Raw genomic sequence first — 19,298 nt, 5'->3', positions numbered from 1 at the left:
GTCTGAAAAAAAATTTTATTTTTTTTATTTTTTTCCTTTCATTCCGAAAAATCTTGTCTATAACTTTATGGAAACTGCCGCCGGCTCCGGTGAGCAGTACAGCATTGAAGCTAGGTTTTCGCAAAATTGGACGCACACACAGGCGCAGCGCCTAACAGGTATCAACATGGCAAGTGGTAACACTGTAAATATTCACGCAAGCGGTTCTTTTCCTTTTTCCTCTCTGATTTGGTTACTGCCACTGGCAGGTATGGCTGCTGGCGGTTTATTGATGCACTTTGGTCATCACTACAGTGCAATCCTGCTTACCGGAATGATAAGCGGCCTGGCCTCGTTAGGCTTTATAGCCGCACGCAACGCTGTCCAGACAGAGTATATTGATGCGCCTATTCCAGAGAGCACAAACTGTGACGTCGAGCCGCTGAAACACTCACTCAGTGAAATTATCACCACCTGTGAGAATAATCTCAATGATGTAATAAGCACACAGTCTAGTGCAATGACGACGCTAAGCGGCTCTTTTGCAACGTTACGCACTATGGTTGATGAGCAAAACAGCTGTATTCAGAATCTGATCCACACCGACAGTGATTCTGAAGAAATGTACGCAAGCCGTATGCAGACATTTGCCGACAATACGGAACGCTCCCTTGAGCAATTTCTAGCGTCGACAGAAACTATCTCAACCGGGACCAGTACAATTCTCGAAAAGGTCAATGTTGTGCATGAAACCATGCCAACAGTCATGAAGGCACTGGGCGACATTGATGACATTTCATCCCAAACCAATTTGCTGGCTCTCAACGCAGCTATTGAAGCAGCCCGAGCCGGTGAAGCCGGCAGAGGCTTCGCGGTTGTAGCCGATGAAGTACGGGCCCTGTCAAATCGCTCTACCCAGTTTAGTGACGTTATAAAAAAACAGATTGAAAGCATGAGTGCCTTGATCGACGAGCTGACTAAAAATGTGCGTGAGCTGGCTTCTCAGGACACCAGTTACATGGCGCACGCTAAACAGACTATTCAGACAGAACTCGATAGGATTATTGCCAAAGCGCAAAACGATACAAAAACCACCCAGGCGCTGGAAGCAGTTGGCCGGCAGCTAGACATCGCGTTAAGTAATACGATTCGCGGCTTACAGTTTGGTGATATCAATCAGCAGAATATTGACTACACAAAAGAAGTTCTGCACAGCATAACTGACGCTTTAAATGCGGCTGATTCACCCGAAGCTATAGCCCAACACCTTAATGATTATCAAGCCAGAATATCCGAGCGTGGGCGCCCTGGTCACAACCCCGTCTCTGCCACCAGCGTAGAGGCCGGAGACGTAGAATTTTTCTAAACCTTGCTTCCATGTCTTTAACGTTAATCCGAAACACGAGAAACACTAATGAGTAAAAAAATCCTTGCAGTTGATGATTCTGCCTCTATTCGTCAGGTCGTAGAGATGACGCTTAAGTCAGCAGGTTACGACGTGACGACAGCGCAGGATGGACAGGACGCACTTGAACAGTGCAAGTTTAATCGTTTCGATTTTGTCCTTACTGACCAGAATATGCCTCGCATGGATGGTCTTACCCTGATTCGCGAGCTGCGCAAAATGAGTGCCTACACCAGTACGCCTATCGTGGTTCTTACCACAGAGGCAGGTGACAGCATGAAAACTCAGGGAAAAGCGGCCGGCGCTACCGGCTGGATGGTCAAGCCGTTTGATCCGAATAAATTACTTACTGTGACCAGTAAAGTTTTAAGTTAGGGCCTTACTTGCTATGTCTATTGATATTGAGCAGTTTCACGGTGTGTTTTTTGAGGAAAGTCAGGAACACCTGGATACGATGGAACAGTTGCTGATGGCGCTTAATGTGCAATCACCTGATCATGAGCAACTTAATAGTATTTTTCGTGCAGCTCATTCAATCAAAGGCGGCAGCGGTATATTTGGCTTTTCTGCGCTAGGAGAAGTCACTCATGTTCTGGAAAATTTACTGGACAAGGCCAGAACTGGCACTTTTCACATCGATACCAGCACTGTGGATTTACTCCTTGAAACAGTAGATATCCTTAAGCAAATTCTGGATGCATACCGGGATCAGGATCCCCTTCCAGAGACGCTAATTGAAACGGGAAAAAAAAAGCTGGAACACGTGTTAGCTGGTCAGCCTGCCGCCGCGCAGCAAGACTCTGAAAAACCTGACGATGATGATTTTGGATTTTTTGATGACGAAGATTACGTCAGTGCAAACGCAGATACAGACGATTTCGGCTTCTTCGATACCGAAACAGAGTCTGCGCAGGCTAGCAATGCCGGCGCTGAACCAAATAACAACGAGTTTGGCTTTTTCAATACGCAAAAAACCAATCAGGTAGAGGCACCCCGTGGCGTATCTGACTCTGACAGTACTGCGCCGAAAGGCACTGCAAACTCAGTCAATAACAACGCAAGCCATAAGTCCTCCTCATCTATTCGTGTTAATACCGGTAAGATTGATGCGCTGGTAAACCAGGTTGGTGAGCTGGTTATCACCCAATCCATGCTTTCTCTGATTGGTGAGCAAATTGAAGGCGCATTGGGAGAGAAACTGCAATCGGCGATTGCCGAGCTTCAGCGCAATACCCGGGAGATCCAGGAATCTGCAATGTCGATGCGTATGCTGCCGATTAATATGACCTTCAACCGCTTTCCGCGGGTCGTCAGAGATCTAGCCTCTCGGCTTGCCAAGAAGGTGGAGCTGAAGATTGAAGGCGGCGCCACAGAAATTGATAAATGCATGATTGAAAAGCTGGTGGACCCGCTTACGCATTTAGTCAGAAACAGTATTGATCACGGTATTGAGCTTCCTGACATCAGAGAACAGTCTGGTAAAGCTGCGTCTGGCACCGTGATTCTTCGGGCTGAACAAAAAGGCGGCAACATTGTTATCAGTATCATTGATGATGGCGCCGGTCTTGATCGTCAGCGCATTCTGGAGAAAGCCAGTGAAAACGGGCTGGTGGCTAGCCACGATATGCCGGACGAAGATGTTTGGCCACTGATCTTCGAGCCTGGTTTTTCCACCGCAGCGCAAGTCACAGATGTCTCTGGTCGTGGCGTAGGTATGGATGTGGTAAAGCGTAATATTGAAGCGCTCGGTGGACGCATCGACATTGAATCCAGAGCCGGCAGCGGCTCTGCGTTTTATATTCATCTTCCCCTGACACTGGCGATTGTGGATGGAATCACTGTCGCTATTGGGGATCAAATCTTCGTGGTGCCTCTGGTCAACATCATCGAATCCATTCAACCTGCCAGCGCCCAGCTTAAGCGATTAGGCAGTGACACTCTTTTACATATTCGGGATCAGTATTGGCCTCTGGTAGCCATCCATGAGCTTATGGATGTGGATGATGCCGTTACCGATCCTACTGAGGGGATTGTTGTTTTACTGCAAAGCGGCAAACAGCAATTCGGTATTTTAGTTGACAATTTACTGGGACAGCAACAGGTCGTCATTAAAAGCCTGGAGCAGCACTACCGTAAAGTTCCGGGGATTTCCGGCGCCACTATTATGGGCGATGGCAAGGTTGCCATGATTTTGGATGCAGATGCTATCGCTTATCAGTGTCGCCCCGCTTACCAGGAGGAAATGCTGGCATGAGTGCAGCAGAGCAAACACACTTTCAAACAAAAAACGAATTTTTGAGCTTTGTTTTGGGCGAAGAACATTACGCTCTGGACATAAGCGCGGTAAAAGAAATCAGAGGCTATGAGCCAGTGACAAAAATTGCCAATGCGCCGGACTTTATCAAAGGGGTTCTCAATCTGCGTGGCGATATCGTACCTATTATCGACCTGCGCATTAAGTTTAATGTCGGCGCCCCTGTTTATAACGAGTTCACTATTGTCATCATGCTCAACGTGCTGGATCGCATTGTAGGTATTGTAGTGGACGGCGTGTCGGATGTTATCCGGCTTAACGATGACGAAATCAGACCGCCACCCGAGTTTGGCGTGGCATTCGATAGCAGATATCTGCAAGGTTTAGCCTCTGTTGAAGAAAACATGGTGATTTTAGTAAATATTGAGCACCTGATATCCAGTAGCGAACTGGGCCTCTTTGACACCCATAATCAAACCGGGGATTTATAAATGGGAATGTTTAATCTATTTAAAGCCGAAGCTATCAAAGCTCAGCAATTACAAATGCTGCGCATTGAACAGTCACTGGAAGCCACAACCACCTGTATAATGATGGCGGATAAAGACCGTAATATTATTTATGCCAATAAGGCCGTTCAGCGTCTTCTTAAAGAAAATGAAGACGAACTTCAAAAAGCCCTGCCCAACTTTTCCGCCGACAATCTTGTGGGGCAGAATATAGACCAGTTCCATCGCCACCCGGCCCATCAGCGTGACACTCTCGCTTCACTGAAAGAGCCAATGGTTTCTTCTATAACAGTAGGTAGTCTGAATTTTAAGCTCACCCTCAATCCGATGCTCGACCACAATAATGAAAATATTGGAACCATGGTCGAATGGGTTGATCAAACCGAATTACTGGTGAAAAGCGGAATGCTTACTGCCTTAAGTAATGCCCAGGCGCTTGCTGAATATACGGTAGACGGTGAATTTGTTGACTGCAATGACAACTTCTCTGTATTAACTGGCTACGCTAAAGACGATGTATTAGGCAAGCCCCATAGCATTTTGTTAGATGGCAAAGATCGTACGCCGGAACGTTATCAGGCTTTCTGGAAAGCGCTAAGCAAAGGCGAACGCAAATCCGGTGAGTTTAAGCGCATTACACAATCTGGTGAAGAAATCTGGCTGCAGTCATCTTATAATCCTATTCTTGATACCAAAGGCAGTGTGGTAAAGGTGGTTGAGTTTGCCATTGATATTACTGCGGATAAGTTGAAAAACGCCTACTTTGAAGGCCAGATTGCCGCTATTAGTAAGTCCCAGGCAGTGATCGAGTTTGACATGGACGGCATGATACTTGATGCCAATGAGAACTTTTTAAGTGTCACCGGCTACGCGTTAAAAGATATCAAAGGCAAACATCATAGTATGTTTGTCGACAGTGAAACCCGTAATAGCATTGATTATCGCACCTTCTGGGAAGGACTTAACAAAGGTCAGTACCAGTCAGGCGAGTATCGACGTATCGGCAAAAACGGAAAAGAAGTTTGGATTCAGGCGTCCTACAACCCCATCTTCGACCAAAATGGCGACCCTTTCCGAGTAGTAAAATACGCAACGGATGTCACTGCCCGAACTACCGCTATTTATGATATCAAAGCAGTAATGGGCCAGTTGGCAAAGGGTGATTTAACCTGTGAAATTAACCATGAACTGGAAGGAGAATTTCAGGTTCTCGGTTCAGCTATTAATCATTTCATCAGAGATTTACGCAATACCGTCAATCGCATCAATACAGCGGTTGAAACTATTAATTCAGCATCCAGCGAAATTGCCAGTGGTAACGCCGACCTGTCGAGTCGCACAGAACAGCAAGCGTCCAGCCTGGAAGAAACAGCATCAAGCATGGAGCAGCTTACCGGCACTGTACGACTCAATGCTGAAAACGCTGAACAAGCCAGTTCACTTGCGTCGCAGGCGTCTGAGATTGCAGTTAAAGGCGGAAAAGTTATTCAGGAAGTGGTCGAAACCATGGCCAGTATTAATGAATCGGCCCAGCAAATCTCTGACATTATTGGGGTGATTGATGGGATCGCGTTCCAAACCAATATTCTGGCACTAAACGCTGCGGTGGAAGCTGCGCGGGCTGGAGAGCAAGGTCGTGGATTTGCTGTGGTCGCCTCAGAAGTACGTACCCTCGCCCAGCGTTCAGCGGGTGCGGCAAAAGATATCAAAGAGTTGATCTCCGGCTCGGTGGCAAAAATAGCTTCGGGTAACACCCTGGTCAATGAGTCAGGTGAGACCATGGGTAATGTGGTGACATCGATCAAAAGAGTCAATGATATCATGACTGAAATTGCCGCAGCATCAGCCGAACAAGCCACCGGCATTGACGAAATCAGTAAAGCCGTGTCACAAATGGATGAAATGACCCAGCAAAATGCTGCCTTGGTGGAAGAAGCCGCTGCGGCTGCCGAAAGTATGCAACAACAATCAGAACAGCTTGCCGAACGGGTAGCCACTTTTAAGCTAACCGATGAGCAAGAAGATGATATCAAACTGGCGGCGGTCCCCAGAGCGTTACCAAAATCAACCGCCAGAAGCGTTGAGAAACCCGTCAATAAACTTGCACAACTAAAAACATCGGCGCCTGAAGAAGATGAATGGGAAAGTTTCTGATGGTATCGATGGCAACGGTACACCGGCGTGTGCTGTTGCCACCGAGTTTGCCTATAGCCCTGATGATTTTAACAGTGTGCGGCAAACGCTCTACCGTATCGCCGGGATCCGCCTGGCGGATACGAAAGACGCCATGGTTTACAGTCGCCTGGTCAGGCGACTGAGAACATTAAAACAGCGAAGTTTTACTGATTATCTAGACTATCTGAAACGTACGCCCCGCGAACAGCAGCATTTTATAAATGCGTTGACGACAAATCTGACGTCATTTTTTCGCGAGCCCCATCATTTTGCAATTTTGTCTGAATATCTGGCAGCAACTCCGGGCGTAAAAACCATCTGGTGCGCCGCCAGTAGTTCAGGCGAGGAGCCCTATTCAATAGCGATGACCGTGGCCGAGCACTTTGGGAGCTTCAAAACACCGGTAAAAATCATCGCGTCAGATATCGACAGCAACATGCTCGATAAAGCTCGCCAAGGTGTTTATCCGGCACAGGTGAGCCAGCATTTATCAGTGCAGCAGTGTAAACATTTTCTGCACCGTGGGCGGGATAACAACAAAGGCAGAGTACGCATTGTCCCTGAACTCAGAGCCATGGTGGATTTTCGCCAGATTAATCTGACTGCGCCTCAATGGCCGTTACCTAAACAGGTTGATATTATTTTTTGTCGCAATGTGATGATCTACTTTGACAAGCAGACCCAGCTACGCCTTTTAGAAAAAATGGTGACGTTATTACCTGAGCGAGGCTTGTACATCGCCGGACATTCCGAAAACTTTTCAATGGCACCACATTTAGTCCAACCGCTTGGGCATACCACTTATCAGCCAGTAAAACGGAAGTCTAATGGCTGAACCTGCCCGAGAACGCCTGTCCGGACTGAACACCTATTTTGACAAGCGGTTCGAGCGTCAGGCGGTTAAAATTTTGCCCGGCGAATATTTTGCCTCAAACACAGCCACTATGATTGTGACGGTTTTAGGATCTTGCGTGGCCGCGTGCCTTCAGGACTGCAAGAACAAAGTCCATGGTATGAATCATTTTTTATTACCCTGTGATTATCCAGGCGATAACCACGGCCATGGCGGCCCGGCGCGTTACGGCATGCATGCTATGGAGCTGCTGATTAACGATATGATCAGATTGGGGGCTGACAGGCGTCACATCCAGGCAAAAGTATTTGGTGGCGGCAATGTAATGAGTAAACTTTCTCATTCCTGTGTGGGCGAAAAGAACGCCGAGTTTGTTATTGACTATCTGCGCACAGAGCACATCCCGGTGAGAGCCAAAGATTTATTAGGCGACTATCCGCGTAAAATTTATTTTCTTCCAGAATCAGGCCAAGTGAGAGTTAAGAAAATTAAACGACTGCAGAATACGACAATCATCGATCGTGAGTCTATCTACCAGCGCAAACTCAAAGAGCAGCATTTGCGCACTACCTTTGATTTTTTTAACGTGGAACCGCAATGACGATTAAGGTGCTGGTGGTGGATGATTCAGCCCTCATCCGTCAATTGCTAGCAGAGATTATCCACCAAACGCCCGGCCTTTCATTGGCAGGTGTGGCCCCGGATGCCTATGTAGCAAAAAAGATGGTTATTGAACAGGCTCCGGATGTCATTACGCTGGATATTGAGATGCCTAAAGTTGACGGATTGCGTTTTTTAGAAGTTCTTATGCAATCCCGCCCTACACCGGTAGTAATGATTTCTACCTTAACCGAAGCCGGAGCGGATGCAACGCTGCGCGCGCTGGCGCTGGGCGCCGTTGACTTTATTCCCAAACCCAAAATTGATATTGCCAAAGGTATTGAAGAGTACCAGTCGCTCATTGCCGAGAAAATATATGCTGCAGCCACAGCAAGACGAATCAAACCGCCTCCACCAGTAACCACCGTGCTACCTACTCATTACACCAGTACCGAAAAAATTATCGCCATCGGCGCCTCAACGGGTGGGACAGAAGCCATCAAATACATTATTGAAGCGCTGCCTGCTAATGCACCAGCGACAATTATTACCCAGCACATGCCGCCCGGTTTTACCAAAAATTTTGCCCGACGACTGGACAACTGCAGCCGTGTCAAAGTTCGTGAGGCTGCAGGTAACGAACGTCTATTACCAGGTACTGTATATCTTGCGCCTGGCGACAAACATCTGATTATCGAGAAAAGTGGCGCTGACTACCGAACTGCCCTGCTCGACTCAGGCCGGGTGAGTGGCCATAAGCCATCGGTAGATGTCATGTTTGAGGCCGTCAATAAGCATGCTGCGCACAATGCGGTGGGTATATTACTGACCGGAATGGGCAAAGACGGCGCCCGTGGGCTCCAGGCGTTACATAAACAAGGCGCGCACACTATTTGTCAAAATGAGGAAACCTGTGTGGTGTTTGGTATGCCAAAAGCAGCCATTGCGCTTAACGCAGCCAGCGAGGTCCTCAGTCTTCAGCAGATCCCGGCAGCTATTATACGTTACCTGGAGGCGACGAACGCGGGCTCAAGGGTATAGTGCCTGTCAGGCTTTTTTTGGGCTTACAGCATCGGGACTACATATTACTCAGTTACACTTTTGTTCGCCAAAGACATGTTAACGGCTTTTAATAAAGACTCTCATTTTCCAACAGTAGTTAAACCTGAACGTTGTTTTTTATGACTAGATACCTTTTTGCAATCTTACCCGTGCAGGCGCTGATAAATGTCGCATTGTATTCCATCGCTCTTCAGCACCCATAGTCCACCACAAGTCCCTGGTGACAATTAGCACCTGAACCTTACTCGTGTTAAAAAGGTACTCATAACATATCCTTATACTTGCTGTGTCCCGCAGGGAAAACACAGCAAGCGCCAGCATGAAGGCCTTACAATAAATGGAACAAGAAGAACTCCTCCCGCTTTTATATGATGTCAGCCGCGGCGAAAAAGCAGCATTTGCCACATTATATGAGCACACCAGTGACCATCTTTTTGCTGTCGTTTTGAAAATGTTACGACGCCGTGATTTGGCTGAGGAAGCGTTGCAGGATGCTTACGTACAGATCTGGCAACACGCAGACAGCTATCACCGGGGCCGGGGCACGGTATTAACCTGGATGGTCAGTATCGCCCGCTATCGTGCACTGGACAGTATTCGATACAAAAAAGCCCGCCCGGAGCAGTCCCTTGACGGTGAAATCAGCATTTCAGATGCGCCGCTTAGAGGTGATGACCAGCGCAAACTTCACCAGTGTATTGAAGATTTGGACCATGAACAACGTCAGGCCATTTCGCTGGCTTACTTTCATGGGTTGTCTCATGAGGAAGTAAAAAATCATTTGGAAAGTCCGCTGGGAACGGTAAAAAGCTGGATTCGCCGGGGGCTGAAAAACTTAATGCGGTGCCTTTCATTATGAATTATTTAAATCGGGAAAGACGCCATGCACTGGCGGCTGAATATGTGCTTGGCACCCTGCGAGGGCCTGCCAGAGAACGTTTTAGAAAACTAATGATGCGACACGAAGCGCTGGCGCGCACAACCTGGTACTGGGAGCGTCAGCTTAACTCACTAACCACATCACTACCCGGGCAGACGCCGTCTGAACATGTTTGGCAGAATATCGCCGGGCGCACTATTGACCTGGACAGAACAGCTAATGTGCCCGCGTCAAAGGCCTCGACTAAGCCTGGCTGGTGGTTATGGGGCGGGCTTGCAGCGACTTTCTTCATTGCGGCGCTACTGTTATGGACCCGCCTGCCTTCACCTCAGGAAGTAACCCCTTCTCAAATTGCTGTGGTCAACAATGAGCAGTCTGCGCCACTGTGGCTAATTGAAGTGGTAAATGATCAGCTTATCGTGAAAGCCACTGGCAATATTGAAAACCGCAACGCCAGAGATTATGAGTTGTGGGTTATTCCCGAAGATGGAACCGCGCCAGTCTCGCTTGGCGTGATCCCTCAATCAGGCATATGGCAGCGCCCCTTACATCCGCTTATTGTGAAAAATGCGGTAAAAGCATTAGCGGTGAGCTTAGAGGATAAAGGCGGTTCGCGCACCGGCTCTCCTGCCGAAGTTTTATTTACCACTACACTGGCATCACTTTAAAACGGCGTGCGCTTGCTGTTTCAATAAGGAACAGCAAGTGCCCAGTACATCTCGATAAGTCGCAAATCGTATTCTCGAAATTAAAAGCTTTATTCGTAAACACCAGCGAAGTTTACGTTTGAATATCTACGAAATCGCCCAATTTGTTAATTAAAGTTAATCTTATTGTTAACTTTAATTGCATCTAAAGCGAGCTTCGCCCCGTAAGGTTAGGTTAATTATCAAGCAAGAAAAGGAAAGAGTATGCTTAGATTTACCTATCTGGCTGCAGCAGTAAGCAGCGCCCTGGTCATTTCATCAGCGGCCCAGGCATCAAGTCACCGGGAAGCGCCCCAGTTGACACAAATGCCAGCTGTGGATGCCACTGATTTTTATATGTTCAATAGTTATGAGTCAGGAAAAGAAGGTTTCGTGACCATGATCGCCAATTATATTCCCTTACAAGATCCTTATGGCGGTCCAAACTACTTCCCAATGGACCCTTCAGCTGAATATGTTATTCACATAGATAACGATGGCGATGCGGTGGAAGACATCAGTTTTGCATTTAGCTTCGACAAAATGCTGGCTGCTGACGGCGAAGGTATTGCCCTTCCGGTCGGACCGGAAGGCGATCAAAAGATGATTAAGGTGCCCTTGAAAAATGTCGGACCGGTTTCTGCCAGTGACGCCTCTGCAGCTAATTTTATGGAAACCTATGAGATTGAAATGATTTCGGGTGACATGCGCACAGGCACCAGAACATCACTTATGCCGGCTAACGGTGACACATTCAAAAAACCATTAGATTATATTGGCGATAAAACATTCGGCAGCCCCGAAGGATATAGCGAGTACGCGAATCAATTTGTCTATATGTTTTCCATTGACGGTTGTGACACCCAGGGTCGTGTTTTTGTTGGACAGCGTAAAGACCCGTTCGTGGTAAACCTTGGTGATACCTTTGATTTGGTAAACTATGTTCCTGTAGAAGGTGACAGTGCACCAGGTGCTGGTGATGAAGGTGGTTTCCCTGGAGGCATCACTCAGGATAGCGCCAATGACGATCTGATTGATAAGAACGTCACGTCAATTGCGGTAGAAGTTCCCGCTTCGTGTGTAACTGGTGACGGTAATGGCGTAATTGGTGGATGGACCACTGCTAGCTTACCGCAGGCTCGTATTTTAAACCCCAATGCGACGTTCGAAAAACCAGCAGTATCAGGCGGTGCGATGACACAGGTTTCCCGTTTGGGTAGTCCTTTGGTCAATGAACTGGTAATTGGTATAGGTGATAAAGATAAATTTTCATCTTCAGAACCGGCTGGCGATGGCCAGTTTGCGGATTATGTAACTAATCCCGTGCTGCCAGAACTATTAAGTATTCTGTTCCTGGATCCGGTGAATCAAACGCTGGGCACAGAGCTAGATACATTAGCACCGACAAATTTCCCGCGTAATGACCTCGTTACTGCATTTTTAACCGGTTTTGAAGGTGTAAATCAGCAATCTACTGTGACACCGTCTGAAATGCTGCGATTAAACACAGGCATCCCTGCTGTTCCAGCTGATCAGCAGTCTGCATTTGGTGTAGCCGGAGACGATCTGGCCGGTTTTCCAAATGGCCGTCGCCCTGGTGATGATGTAGTAGATATTGCGCTGCGGGTTGTAATGGGACGCTTATGCTATCCGGTTCCGGTTAATGGCGAAGATACAGATCTTGGACTTTGTGCGCCGGAAGATGCTGCAGTTGGTAATGTACCCTTTACTGACGGCGCGCCTGTAGACGCTTCAATGTTTGATAACAGCTTCCCTTATCTGACGACGCCAATCTCTGGCTCAGCTGAGTAAGGAGACATTATGCAAAAGAGATTATCACTTTTACTGGCACTTCCCCTTACATTATCGTTATCAGGTTGTTTTGATGATGACGATGATAACGATGGAATGCCGGATCAAGAAAATGTTGCACCAGAGCCTATTTCTGAAAGCTTCACTACGCAGGTAGATACTGCTTTCTCGGAAGAACTCACAGCATCTGATGCTGATGGTGATGAGCTGACCTATGCTGTAGGTGAAGAGCCTGCGCGGGGTGCTTTAGAGTTATCAGATGATGGAAGTTTTACTTATACACCATCTGAGGAAGCCACCGGAGAGGATAGTTTCACTTTCACTGTGAGTGATGGTGTTAACGACCCGGTTGCAGCAACCATTACGATTACTATCGAAGCCGAGCAAGTAGCGGTATCGAGTTACGTGCGTGCTGCCTTTAATCAGGCGCCCACTGACGAACCACTACCTGTTAACGGTCGTGAGTTCCAACAGGATGTCGAGGATCCCGATGCGTTTAACGATTTAATCGATCAATAACCAAACCGCCGGGCCATGGATGGCCCGTTTTATTTTTAGCCTGCTGCTTTTACCTTTATTTTAGAATCTCTGCATTGCTCCTTTATCATGTCTAACAGCCGTTAGCTTCAATCAGTTATTACCATTTTTCGAAAGTAAACTGTCTTGATTAAGTCGCTTTTTAGCCCGGCTCACCGGTAGCAGGATCTATGGCATCCAAAGACCGTCCCTGATAGTGATTAAGTAGCAAAGCAATGGTCGCCTCGCCATACTGTTTAAACCAGAAATCCCCCATCTGCTTAAGTAAGGCAATATTATCTTTACTGTAGTCATCCATGGCATCATCTGGTGGACTTTTCAGACCTGGTTGCGCGCACATGCTGGCGTTAACACGAATATAATTACCCTCTGTAACCAATGACTTCGCCTGATAGGCCACAAGCTGCTCATCTGAAAGTACATCTATAATCTGACCCTGGCGTATCCACTGAAAGGCGCCCCATTGCGTTGTGGCTGGCCCGTTGATTTTTCTGGTACGTTTGCCCGTGCCAATTGATAGCACTCGCAGATCTTTTTTAGCAAGATCAGGCCAGAGATGTTGCGCCTCAGCAATAGCACATAATGTTGGGTTATTTGCCACCACGCCACCATCTATTAACCACGATTGTGAGGCCGCAGGGCCTAAATTTACCGGGCGACTGGGAAAATAAGTAGGTGCCGCTGATGTCGCATCTGCCACAGCAGAGCTTTTCAATGCTGCATGATCCGGATGATGGCTTTTTAAAACCAGCGGCTGGTGTCGTTCCACAGCAAAGGTCACAGTTAGTACGTGGCGCGCTTTTTCAGCCGCCGATGCTAAGGTGGCATCCTGGAACCAGCGCCTGAGAAAGCGGGTTTTTCCTGCGCCTTCGTACTTGGGAGCATTGATACCATCTATTTCAAAAAAGCCGCGATTTCGCTGAAATACCTCTCGGCCGCTGCGATGATTGTACAACCGATTGATGCGCTCCACAGGCATATCTGTGGTAGCCAGCGCTAACGCGATAATGGCACCGGTACTGGTACCGGCAAAATAATCCACACAATCACGCAACGCTACCCCGTGTCTGGCTTTAAGTTTTGACTCGACTTTGTGCAAAAATTCAGTGGAAGCAGCGCCTCTTATCCCACCACCATCCAGCGTCAGTATTAGCTTTCCCATAATTTCTCCTACTCTCGCTTGCCAGATATTACGTTAAGCTGGTGTTGCAGTAAGTCAACTGAACTTATGGCGAGTTCAAATGAATTTTCAGACCTACGAATGAACTTCAATTACTACTAATGCAACCTAAGCATTGTTTGGCGCAAACGCCCAATTTATTATAGCACTATGTAAACCATGCCATTGATGAGCAGATATTTTGAATTTTTATAGCGGCTGGGCCACTCTGGTCTGCCGAGTGTTGCTAACAACCTTAATTTTATCAATGGGCTGTTTTCTCTCTTTTGCCTCCTACGCTGCGCAAAATGCCCCTGAACCAGACTGGTCACAACCTATCATGTCTTATCTGGAACGCGTTCGTGATAATCCTCAACAGGTACTGGATGATATTCTGCCGAAGGTCAGTCCACGTAATGATAAAGAGACCTCGGCCAGCCTTTACTACGTAATAAGCCGGGCCTATTCCTCATTAATGCTTCACGACAAAGCACTTGCTGCGGCCCGGGAGGGTTTATTCCATACGGATCAAATCAGGCAACCAAAACGATATCATTATATGCAGCTTGCCAGTGCTGAGGCATTGAAGGGGCTGGGGCGTGCTCGTCAGGGGGAAAAGCAGGTCGCTGACGCGATTCAATGGGCCAAAAACCATCAGTCATATAATTTGTTAGCGTATGCATATAGTGTGGCCGGTTATATGAGCCTGACACTAAGTGAGACCGATGAGGCATTGTCTAATTTTCAAAAAGGTTATCGTCTGGCCGAAACAAAGTTGTTGGATATCGCGCCAGAGGATTTTAGCGGCATGATAGCTCTTGTGTATGAATACAGAGATGAACCCTCACTCGCGATACCGTATTTTGAACAGGCCCAGATATACTATCGTAAGTCCAACAGACGCCTCGAGCTGGCAAACACGCTATTTGGCCTGGGTCGCAGCCATTTGAAACTCAGTCATACCGAGGTCGGCCTCAAATTACTGATCGAGTCAGCCCGACTGGCCCTTGATATCAGAGATATTCAGGGTGCAGCGTACAGCTACCAGCAAATCTCTGAGCAGCTGATTAAGGCCGGTCAACTCAGTGAGGCAGAAGACTATCTGGATGATGCGCTGAATCTTTTCCAGGAAGCCAATAATCCATATCAGCAAGTTGGTGTTTTACTACTCCAGGCTCGTATAGCACTGATTGAAACCAACAACGAGCGGGCGCTTTTTCTTATTCAGGCAGCCAAGCGCATTGCGGTAGGAGATGCTTTTCTTCCTCATAAAATTCAGATTAATTATCTCAAAGCTGAAGCGTTGGCCGCGCTGAAGGATTATGAAGAGGCCTATCATTTGTTGCTTAATATGCTCGAAGATGAAAGAACATTTCGCAAAGAGCAAAACAGTCAGCGCCTTATTAAACTAAAATCGGCTTTCGACACTGAACAGCAGCGAGATCGCAATGCCTTACTGCAAGAGCAAAATCTCCGGCAACAAACAGAGCTTGATCAGCAACGGGAAAGGCAGCGTTATACCGCACTTGTCGTTACCTTGCTGGTGATCATTAGTCTGCTCTTATTTTGGCAGTACCGCATTAGCAGGAAGCATCAAAACCGACTGGAGAATTTGGCTAATCACGATGGCCTTACCGGCTTGCTGACCCGCCGCAAAACCATGCAGGACATGGAACAGCAACTGAATCTTGCTCATCGTCACGACGATGAAATTAGTATAGCAATCCTGGATTTGGACTACTTTAAACAAATTAACGATACATATGGGCATCAGGCAGGAGATGATATTTTAAAAGGATTTGCCTCGTTAGCTCGCCGGACGTTCCGGGGAACCGATATACTTGGGCGTGTTGGTGGTGAAGAGTTTTTGTTTACCTTTCCTCACACCTCTACAGAAGATGCCTGTAAATTATTATCCCGCTTCTCCTTAGCAGTTAAACAAATACCAGCGACTATAGGCCGCGAATCTATTTCGCTTTCTGTTTCTGTTGGCCTGGTCAGCGGTCAGTACTCACAAGATATCTCTACGCTCATTGCTAAGGCAGACGAGGCGCTCTACGATGCAAAAAAATCAGGTCGTGATCAGATTAAGCTTTACCCATTAGGTCCTTCACCTGATGATAATGACTCAGCATAATTCTTCTCAGCTACGGTATGGCAAAGGTCATATTCTAAGCCGCAGATTAGTGCGTCAGCACAACCAGGATCATGTTGAATTATGGCTGGCCACAGAAGCAGGGCCGGTTTGTTTGATGTCACCACCGCAGACTAATGTATGTTTCATCTTGAGGAATGACGAATCACGCGCTCGTGATCTGATTACCCAGTACCACTTACCGGTATCTATAGAAAAAACAAACTTGAAAACACTTGAGCAGCGTGTTTTATCGCTGCTGCGTGTAAAACGAGAAAATGCTATCGCCAAGTTAAGACGTTTATTTTCAGCGCAGGCTATAACGCTTTTTGAAAGTGATATTAAGCTGACTGAGCGTTTTCTAATGGAACGCTTTGCGTATGGCAGTGTGAGCTATAAAGGCATCATAAAGGATGGCGTAATAACCGATGCGCAGGTCAAGGGTGTAGACTATCGGCCTGCTTTGTCTTCTCTTAGTTTGGATATCGAATGTGATGAAAATGGTCGCCTGTATTCGCTGGGACTTGATGGTAACAACCTCAGACGCGTTGTGCTTGTCTATAATAAACATGTCACCCATCGCAGTGATGAGTTCTTCCTTGAAACCGTTGCTGATGAACAAAGCTTACTGATTCGCCTGTGCGAACTGGTGCAAGCTGCTGATCCCGACATTATAATAGGCTGGAATATTAAGCAGTTTGATTGTTCAGTTCTGACCAAACGTGCTGAGGAGTTGGGTGTTTCCCTTAGACTGGGGCGCGCAGGTAACCTTTTGCGGGTAAAAAGCTGGAAAGATGGTCAAACGCTGGTTGAGTTGCCCGGAAGAAGTATTATAGACGGCATCGAAGCACTCAAGACAATGACCTATCAGTTCGATAGCTTTGGGCTGGACCATGTTGCAGCGAGTCTTCTGGGCGCCGGTAAACTAATAAAAGAAAATGATCAGCTCAACGCCATCAAGACGTTGTATGAACAAAAACCGGAGGTGTTGGCTGAATATAATTTCCGCGACTGCCGGTTGGTTAACCGGATTGCTGAGCAAACCAGACTTGTCGATTTTTTAGTCTTACGCAGCACGCTTACAGGTCTTGAATTATCGCGGCCGGGGGGCTCTGTAGCGGCGTTCATCAATGTATATTTACCGCGCCTCCACCGCAAAGGATATGTCAGTGGTATCCGTCCTGCAGACGGCGGGCTCGCTTCGCCAGGCGGTTATGTGATGAATTCAAAGCCGGGATTGTATAACTTTGTCCTAGTGCTGGATTTCAAAAGTCTGTATCCCTCTATTATTCGCACATTCAAGATTGATCCGCTGGGTCTTGCAGAAGGTTTAAAAGCTCCGAAAGAAGCGATACCGGGCTTCAAAGGGGCTTGTTTTTCCCGTACCGAACACTTTTTACCAGAGATTATTGCAAATTTGTGGCGCCAGCGAGACGAAGCCAAAAAGGCCGGAGATCAACCACGCTCTCAGGCCATAAAGATATTAATGAACTCATTCTATGGCGTGTTAGGCAGCGGGGGCTGTCCTTTTTACGATCCACGGCTGGCCAGTTCAATAACGTTGCGGGGTCATGAAATTATGCAAATTACCGCACAGTGGGCAGAAGAAAGTGGCGTTGAGGTAATCTATGGAGATACAGACTCACTATTTGTAAGCCTGCCCCAAGCAATAGACCGGAGTTTCGCCATAGAAGCCGGTAAGCAATTGCAGGCAGAGCTCAATAAAAAATGGCAGAAAAGGCTTACCACAGAATTAAATCTGCATTGTTATTTAGAATTGGAATTTGAAACCTGCTTTGACAGATTTTTCATGCCGACAATCCGCGGGAGCGCCACTGGGAGCAAAAAGCGTTATGCCGGATTAGTTTACCGAGACGGCGATGAAGAACTTATATTTAAAGGACTGGAGAATGTAAGATCTGATTGGACCCCACTGGCTAAGCGCTTTCAGGAAAAGCTATATCTTAAAGTGTTCAAGTCACAGCCGACTGAACAGTTCATTAGTAATACGCTACTTAAAATTCGACAGGGTCGGTGGGATAGTCAACTGGTCTATCAAAAACGACTACGCAAGCCTTTAGAGAACTATACCCGTTCCCGGCCGCCCCACGTAAAAGCGGCGCAACACGCACTGGCCGCAGAGCAAAAAATTTCAGGCAAAGTTGTGACATATAATTCGAAAATTATCAAATACGTGATGACTCAAAATGGCCCCCAGTCGATAGAACATCAGGATGCGCCACTTGATTATGAACACTATATTGATAAGCAGATCAGGCCAATTGCTGAAAGCATCTTGCCCTATACTGATGTGTCTTTTGATAAAATCGCAGAGCAACAATTGGATTTATTTTGATAACAAAAATTATCAATAATATGCTAAACAAAAACAAGTTAAATGTAGTAATAAACTGTCAGAAGATCAGTAACCTGTCAGTAAGATTAAGCTCGGCGCCACAGGTAGTAGATACCATTAAAAGATATAAGGAAAGCTAAGCAATGCAAAAATGGAGTCTGGAAATTCATTCCGGTATCACTCTCATTACCATTATGGTAAGCCTACTGCTTTTTGTTTTTGAATACATAGCAAAGCCACAGATCATCGTTGCCGCGAGCATTTTATTTGTTGCTGTTGAAGTAGGTCTGTATCTCAACAGTGTTATCAAAAAATCTGCGCGCAAGAGAATAGCCATGCATTAAATACAATATACTGTTGTCTAACTTCGAAGCCTTTTAATTACGATGGTTTTCGGATAGTAGCACTACACCAGGGATCTATTAGTCCACCGCTGGGCTTAGGTTTACCGACTTTTCTGCGCAGGATTGGTTTATCAGTGCAGAACCAGTCGCGCAAATTATATCTCATAAATGCGCTCCCCCTTTCGCTACATACACTCACTGCAGCGACATTTCTTATACGCAATAAAAAAGTCCCTGTATTCCGACAAGGGCTTCTTCATCAACGGAAGCGCCGTAGCCGGCAAGGGACAGTGTGCTACTCTGCCAACCACGTTGTCACATGGGGTTGGACCCACACTGGGCGTAGGTTGACCGAATGTCACAAACATTCGCAGCAACCGAAGCGGCGCGCCATGGAGGGCGCGACTGGTGGCTACACCAGGGACGGGTTGTTACCTGATTGTTGTGCAGATAACCGTGCTTGCGGTTACCCGATGGGTTAGGTTTCCCGTGGGGTGAGCACGCCAGTGCGCTTCTGAGTAAAAGGGCTATCCGCAATAGCCAAATAAACCTA

17 protein-coding genes are annotated in these 19,298 nt (G+C 47.0%); 15 read left to right on the top strand and 2 right to left on the bottom strand.

All coding sequences use genetic code 11. The annotated features are described in order from the left end of the window. Window positions 1-67 precede the first annotated feature (67 nt). The 12 genes from F458_RS0111545 to F458_RS0111490 all read left to right on the top strand — a co-directional run bounded on the left by F458_RS0111545 (window position 68) and on the right by F458_RS0111490 (window position 12,734). The gene (locus F458_RS0111545; RefSeq protein WP_018983586.1) at window positions 68-1,345 is read left to right on the top strand and encodes a methyl-accepting chemotaxis protein; all 1,278 of its coding nucleotides are present in this window, start codon (window positions 68-70) and stop codon (window positions 1,343-1,345) included. A gap of 48 nt (window positions 1,346-1,393) precedes the next feature. Further along, window positions 1,394-1,759 carry a response regulator gene (locus F458_RS0111540; RefSeq protein WP_018983585.1) on the top strand — a complete coding sequence of 122 codons (366 nt, stop codon included), beginning with the start codon at window positions 1,394-1,396 and terminating at the stop codon, window positions 1,757-1,759. Window positions 1,760-1,772: 13 nt separating this feature from the next. After that, the gene (locus F458_RS0111535; protein ID WP_018983584.1) at window positions 1,773-3,638 is read left to right on the top strand and encodes a chemotaxis protein CheA; all 1,866 of its coding nucleotides are present in this window, start codon (window positions 1,773-1,775) and stop codon (window positions 3,636-3,638) included. Continuing rightward, window positions 3,635-4,129, top strand: a complete 495-nt coding sequence (locus tag F458_RS0111530; RefSeq protein WP_018983583.1) for a chemotaxis protein CheW — start codon at window positions 3,635-3,637, stop codon at window positions 4,127-4,129. Before F458_RS0111535 ends, F458_RS0111530 begins: the two co-directional genes overlap by 4 nt. Beyond that, window positions 4,130-6,301 carry a methyl-accepting chemotaxis protein gene (locus F458_RS0111525; RefSeq protein WP_018983582.1) on the top strand — a complete coding sequence of 724 codons (2,172 nt, stop codon included), beginning with the start codon at window positions 4,130-4,132 and terminating at the stop codon, window positions 6,299-6,301. After that, window positions 6,282-7,157 carry a CheR family methyltransferase gene (locus tag F458_RS0111520; RefSeq protein ID WP_018983581.1) on the top strand — a complete coding sequence of 292 codons (876 nt, stop codon included), beginning with the start codon at window positions 6,282-6,284 and terminating at the stop codon, window positions 7,155-7,157. Before F458_RS0111525 ends, F458_RS0111520 begins: the two co-directional genes overlap by 20 nt. Beyond that, a complete protein-coding gene (cheD, locus tag F458_RS0111515; protein WP_018983580.1) occupies window positions 7,150-7,776 on the top strand; it encodes a chemoreceptor glutamine deamidase CheD in 627 nt (208 codons plus the stop codon). The genes F458_RS0111520 and cheD overlap by 8 nt, the downstream gene beginning before the upstream one ends. Next, window positions 7,773-8,816, top strand: a complete 1,044-nt coding sequence (locus tag F458_RS0111510) for a protein-glutamate methylesterase/protein-glutamine glutaminase (protein ID WP_018983579.1) — start codon at window positions 7,773-7,775, stop codon at window positions 8,814-8,816. Before cheD ends, F458_RS0111510 begins: the two co-directional genes overlap by 4 nt. A 358-nt stretch (window positions 8,817-9,174) precedes the next feature. Continuing rightward, window positions 9,175-9,696, top strand: coding sequence for a sigma-70 family RNA polymerase sigma factor (locus tag F458_RS0111505; protein ID WP_018983578.1), 522 nt, complete (start codon window positions 9,175-9,177; stop codon window positions 9,694-9,696). Beyond that, window positions 9,693-10,385: an anti-sigma factor gene (locus tag F458_RS0111500; RefSeq protein ID WP_018983577.1), complete on the top strand. Its 693-nt coding sequence runs from the start codon at window positions 9,693-9,695 to the stop codon at window positions 10,383-10,385. Before F458_RS0111505 ends, F458_RS0111500 begins: the two co-directional genes overlap by 4 nt. Before the next feature lie 243 nt (window positions 10,386-10,628). Beyond that, window positions 10,629-12,215 (top strand): DUF4331 domain-containing protein, encoded by a 1,587-nt coding sequence (locus F458_RS0111495; RefSeq protein WP_018983576.1) that lies wholly within the window; start codon window positions 10,629-10,631, stop codon window positions 12,213-12,215. Between the two features lie 9 nt (window positions 12,216-12,224). Further along, a complete protein-coding gene (locus F458_RS0111490) occupies window positions 12,225-12,734 on the top strand; it encodes an Ig-like domain-containing protein (protein ID WP_018983575.1) in 510 nt (169 codons plus the stop codon). Window positions 12,735-12,894: 160 nt separating this feature from the next. On the opposite strand, the gene F458_RS0111485 is transcribed toward F458_RS0111490, so the two are convergent. Then, a complete protein-coding gene (locus tag F458_RS0111485) occupies window positions 12,895-13,914 on the bottom strand; it encodes a patatin-like phospholipase family protein (RefSeq protein ID WP_018983574.1) in 1,020 nt (339 codons plus the stop codon). A gap of 199 nt (window positions 13,915-14,113) precedes the next feature. Between F458_RS0111485 and F458_RS0111480 the strand changes: the two genes are divergently transcribed. From F458_RS0111480 to F458_RS0111470, 3 genes are all read left to right on the top strand, one after another. Then, a complete protein-coding gene (locus F458_RS0111480) occupies window positions 14,114-16,048 on the top strand; it encodes a tetratricopeptide repeat-containing diguanylate cyclase (protein WP_018983573.1) in 1,935 nt (644 codons plus the stop codon). Then, entirely contained in the window at window positions 16,035-18,401 is a 2,367-nt protein-coding gene (locus F458_RS0111475) for a DNA polymerase II (protein ID WP_018983572.1), read from the top strand. The genes F458_RS0111480 and F458_RS0111475 overlap by 14 nt, the downstream gene beginning before the upstream one ends. 143 nt (window positions 18,402-18,544) lie before the next feature. Beyond that, complete coding sequence (locus F458_RS0111470; protein WP_018983571.1) at window positions 18,545-18,745, top strand: hypothetical protein; 201 nt, start codon at window positions 18,545-18,547, stop codon at window positions 18,743-18,745. Between the two features lie 315 nt (window positions 18,746-19,060). Here the strand turns inward: F458_RS0111470 and F458_RS20930 are convergent. After that, the coding region (locus tag F458_RS20930; protein WP_211213196.1) for a hypothetical protein at window positions 19,061-19,298 on the bottom strand (238 nt) is incomplete at its 5' end.

This window comes from Salinimonas chungwhensis DSM 16280, assembly GCF_000378185.1.
GTDB classification, from domain to species: Bacteria; Pseudomonadota; Gammaproteobacteria; order Enterobacterales; family Alteromonadaceae; genus Alteromonas; species Alteromonas chungwhensis.
Note: the sequence above shows the minus strand (reverse complement) of the source record. Positions and strands in the feature narration are given on the sequence as shown.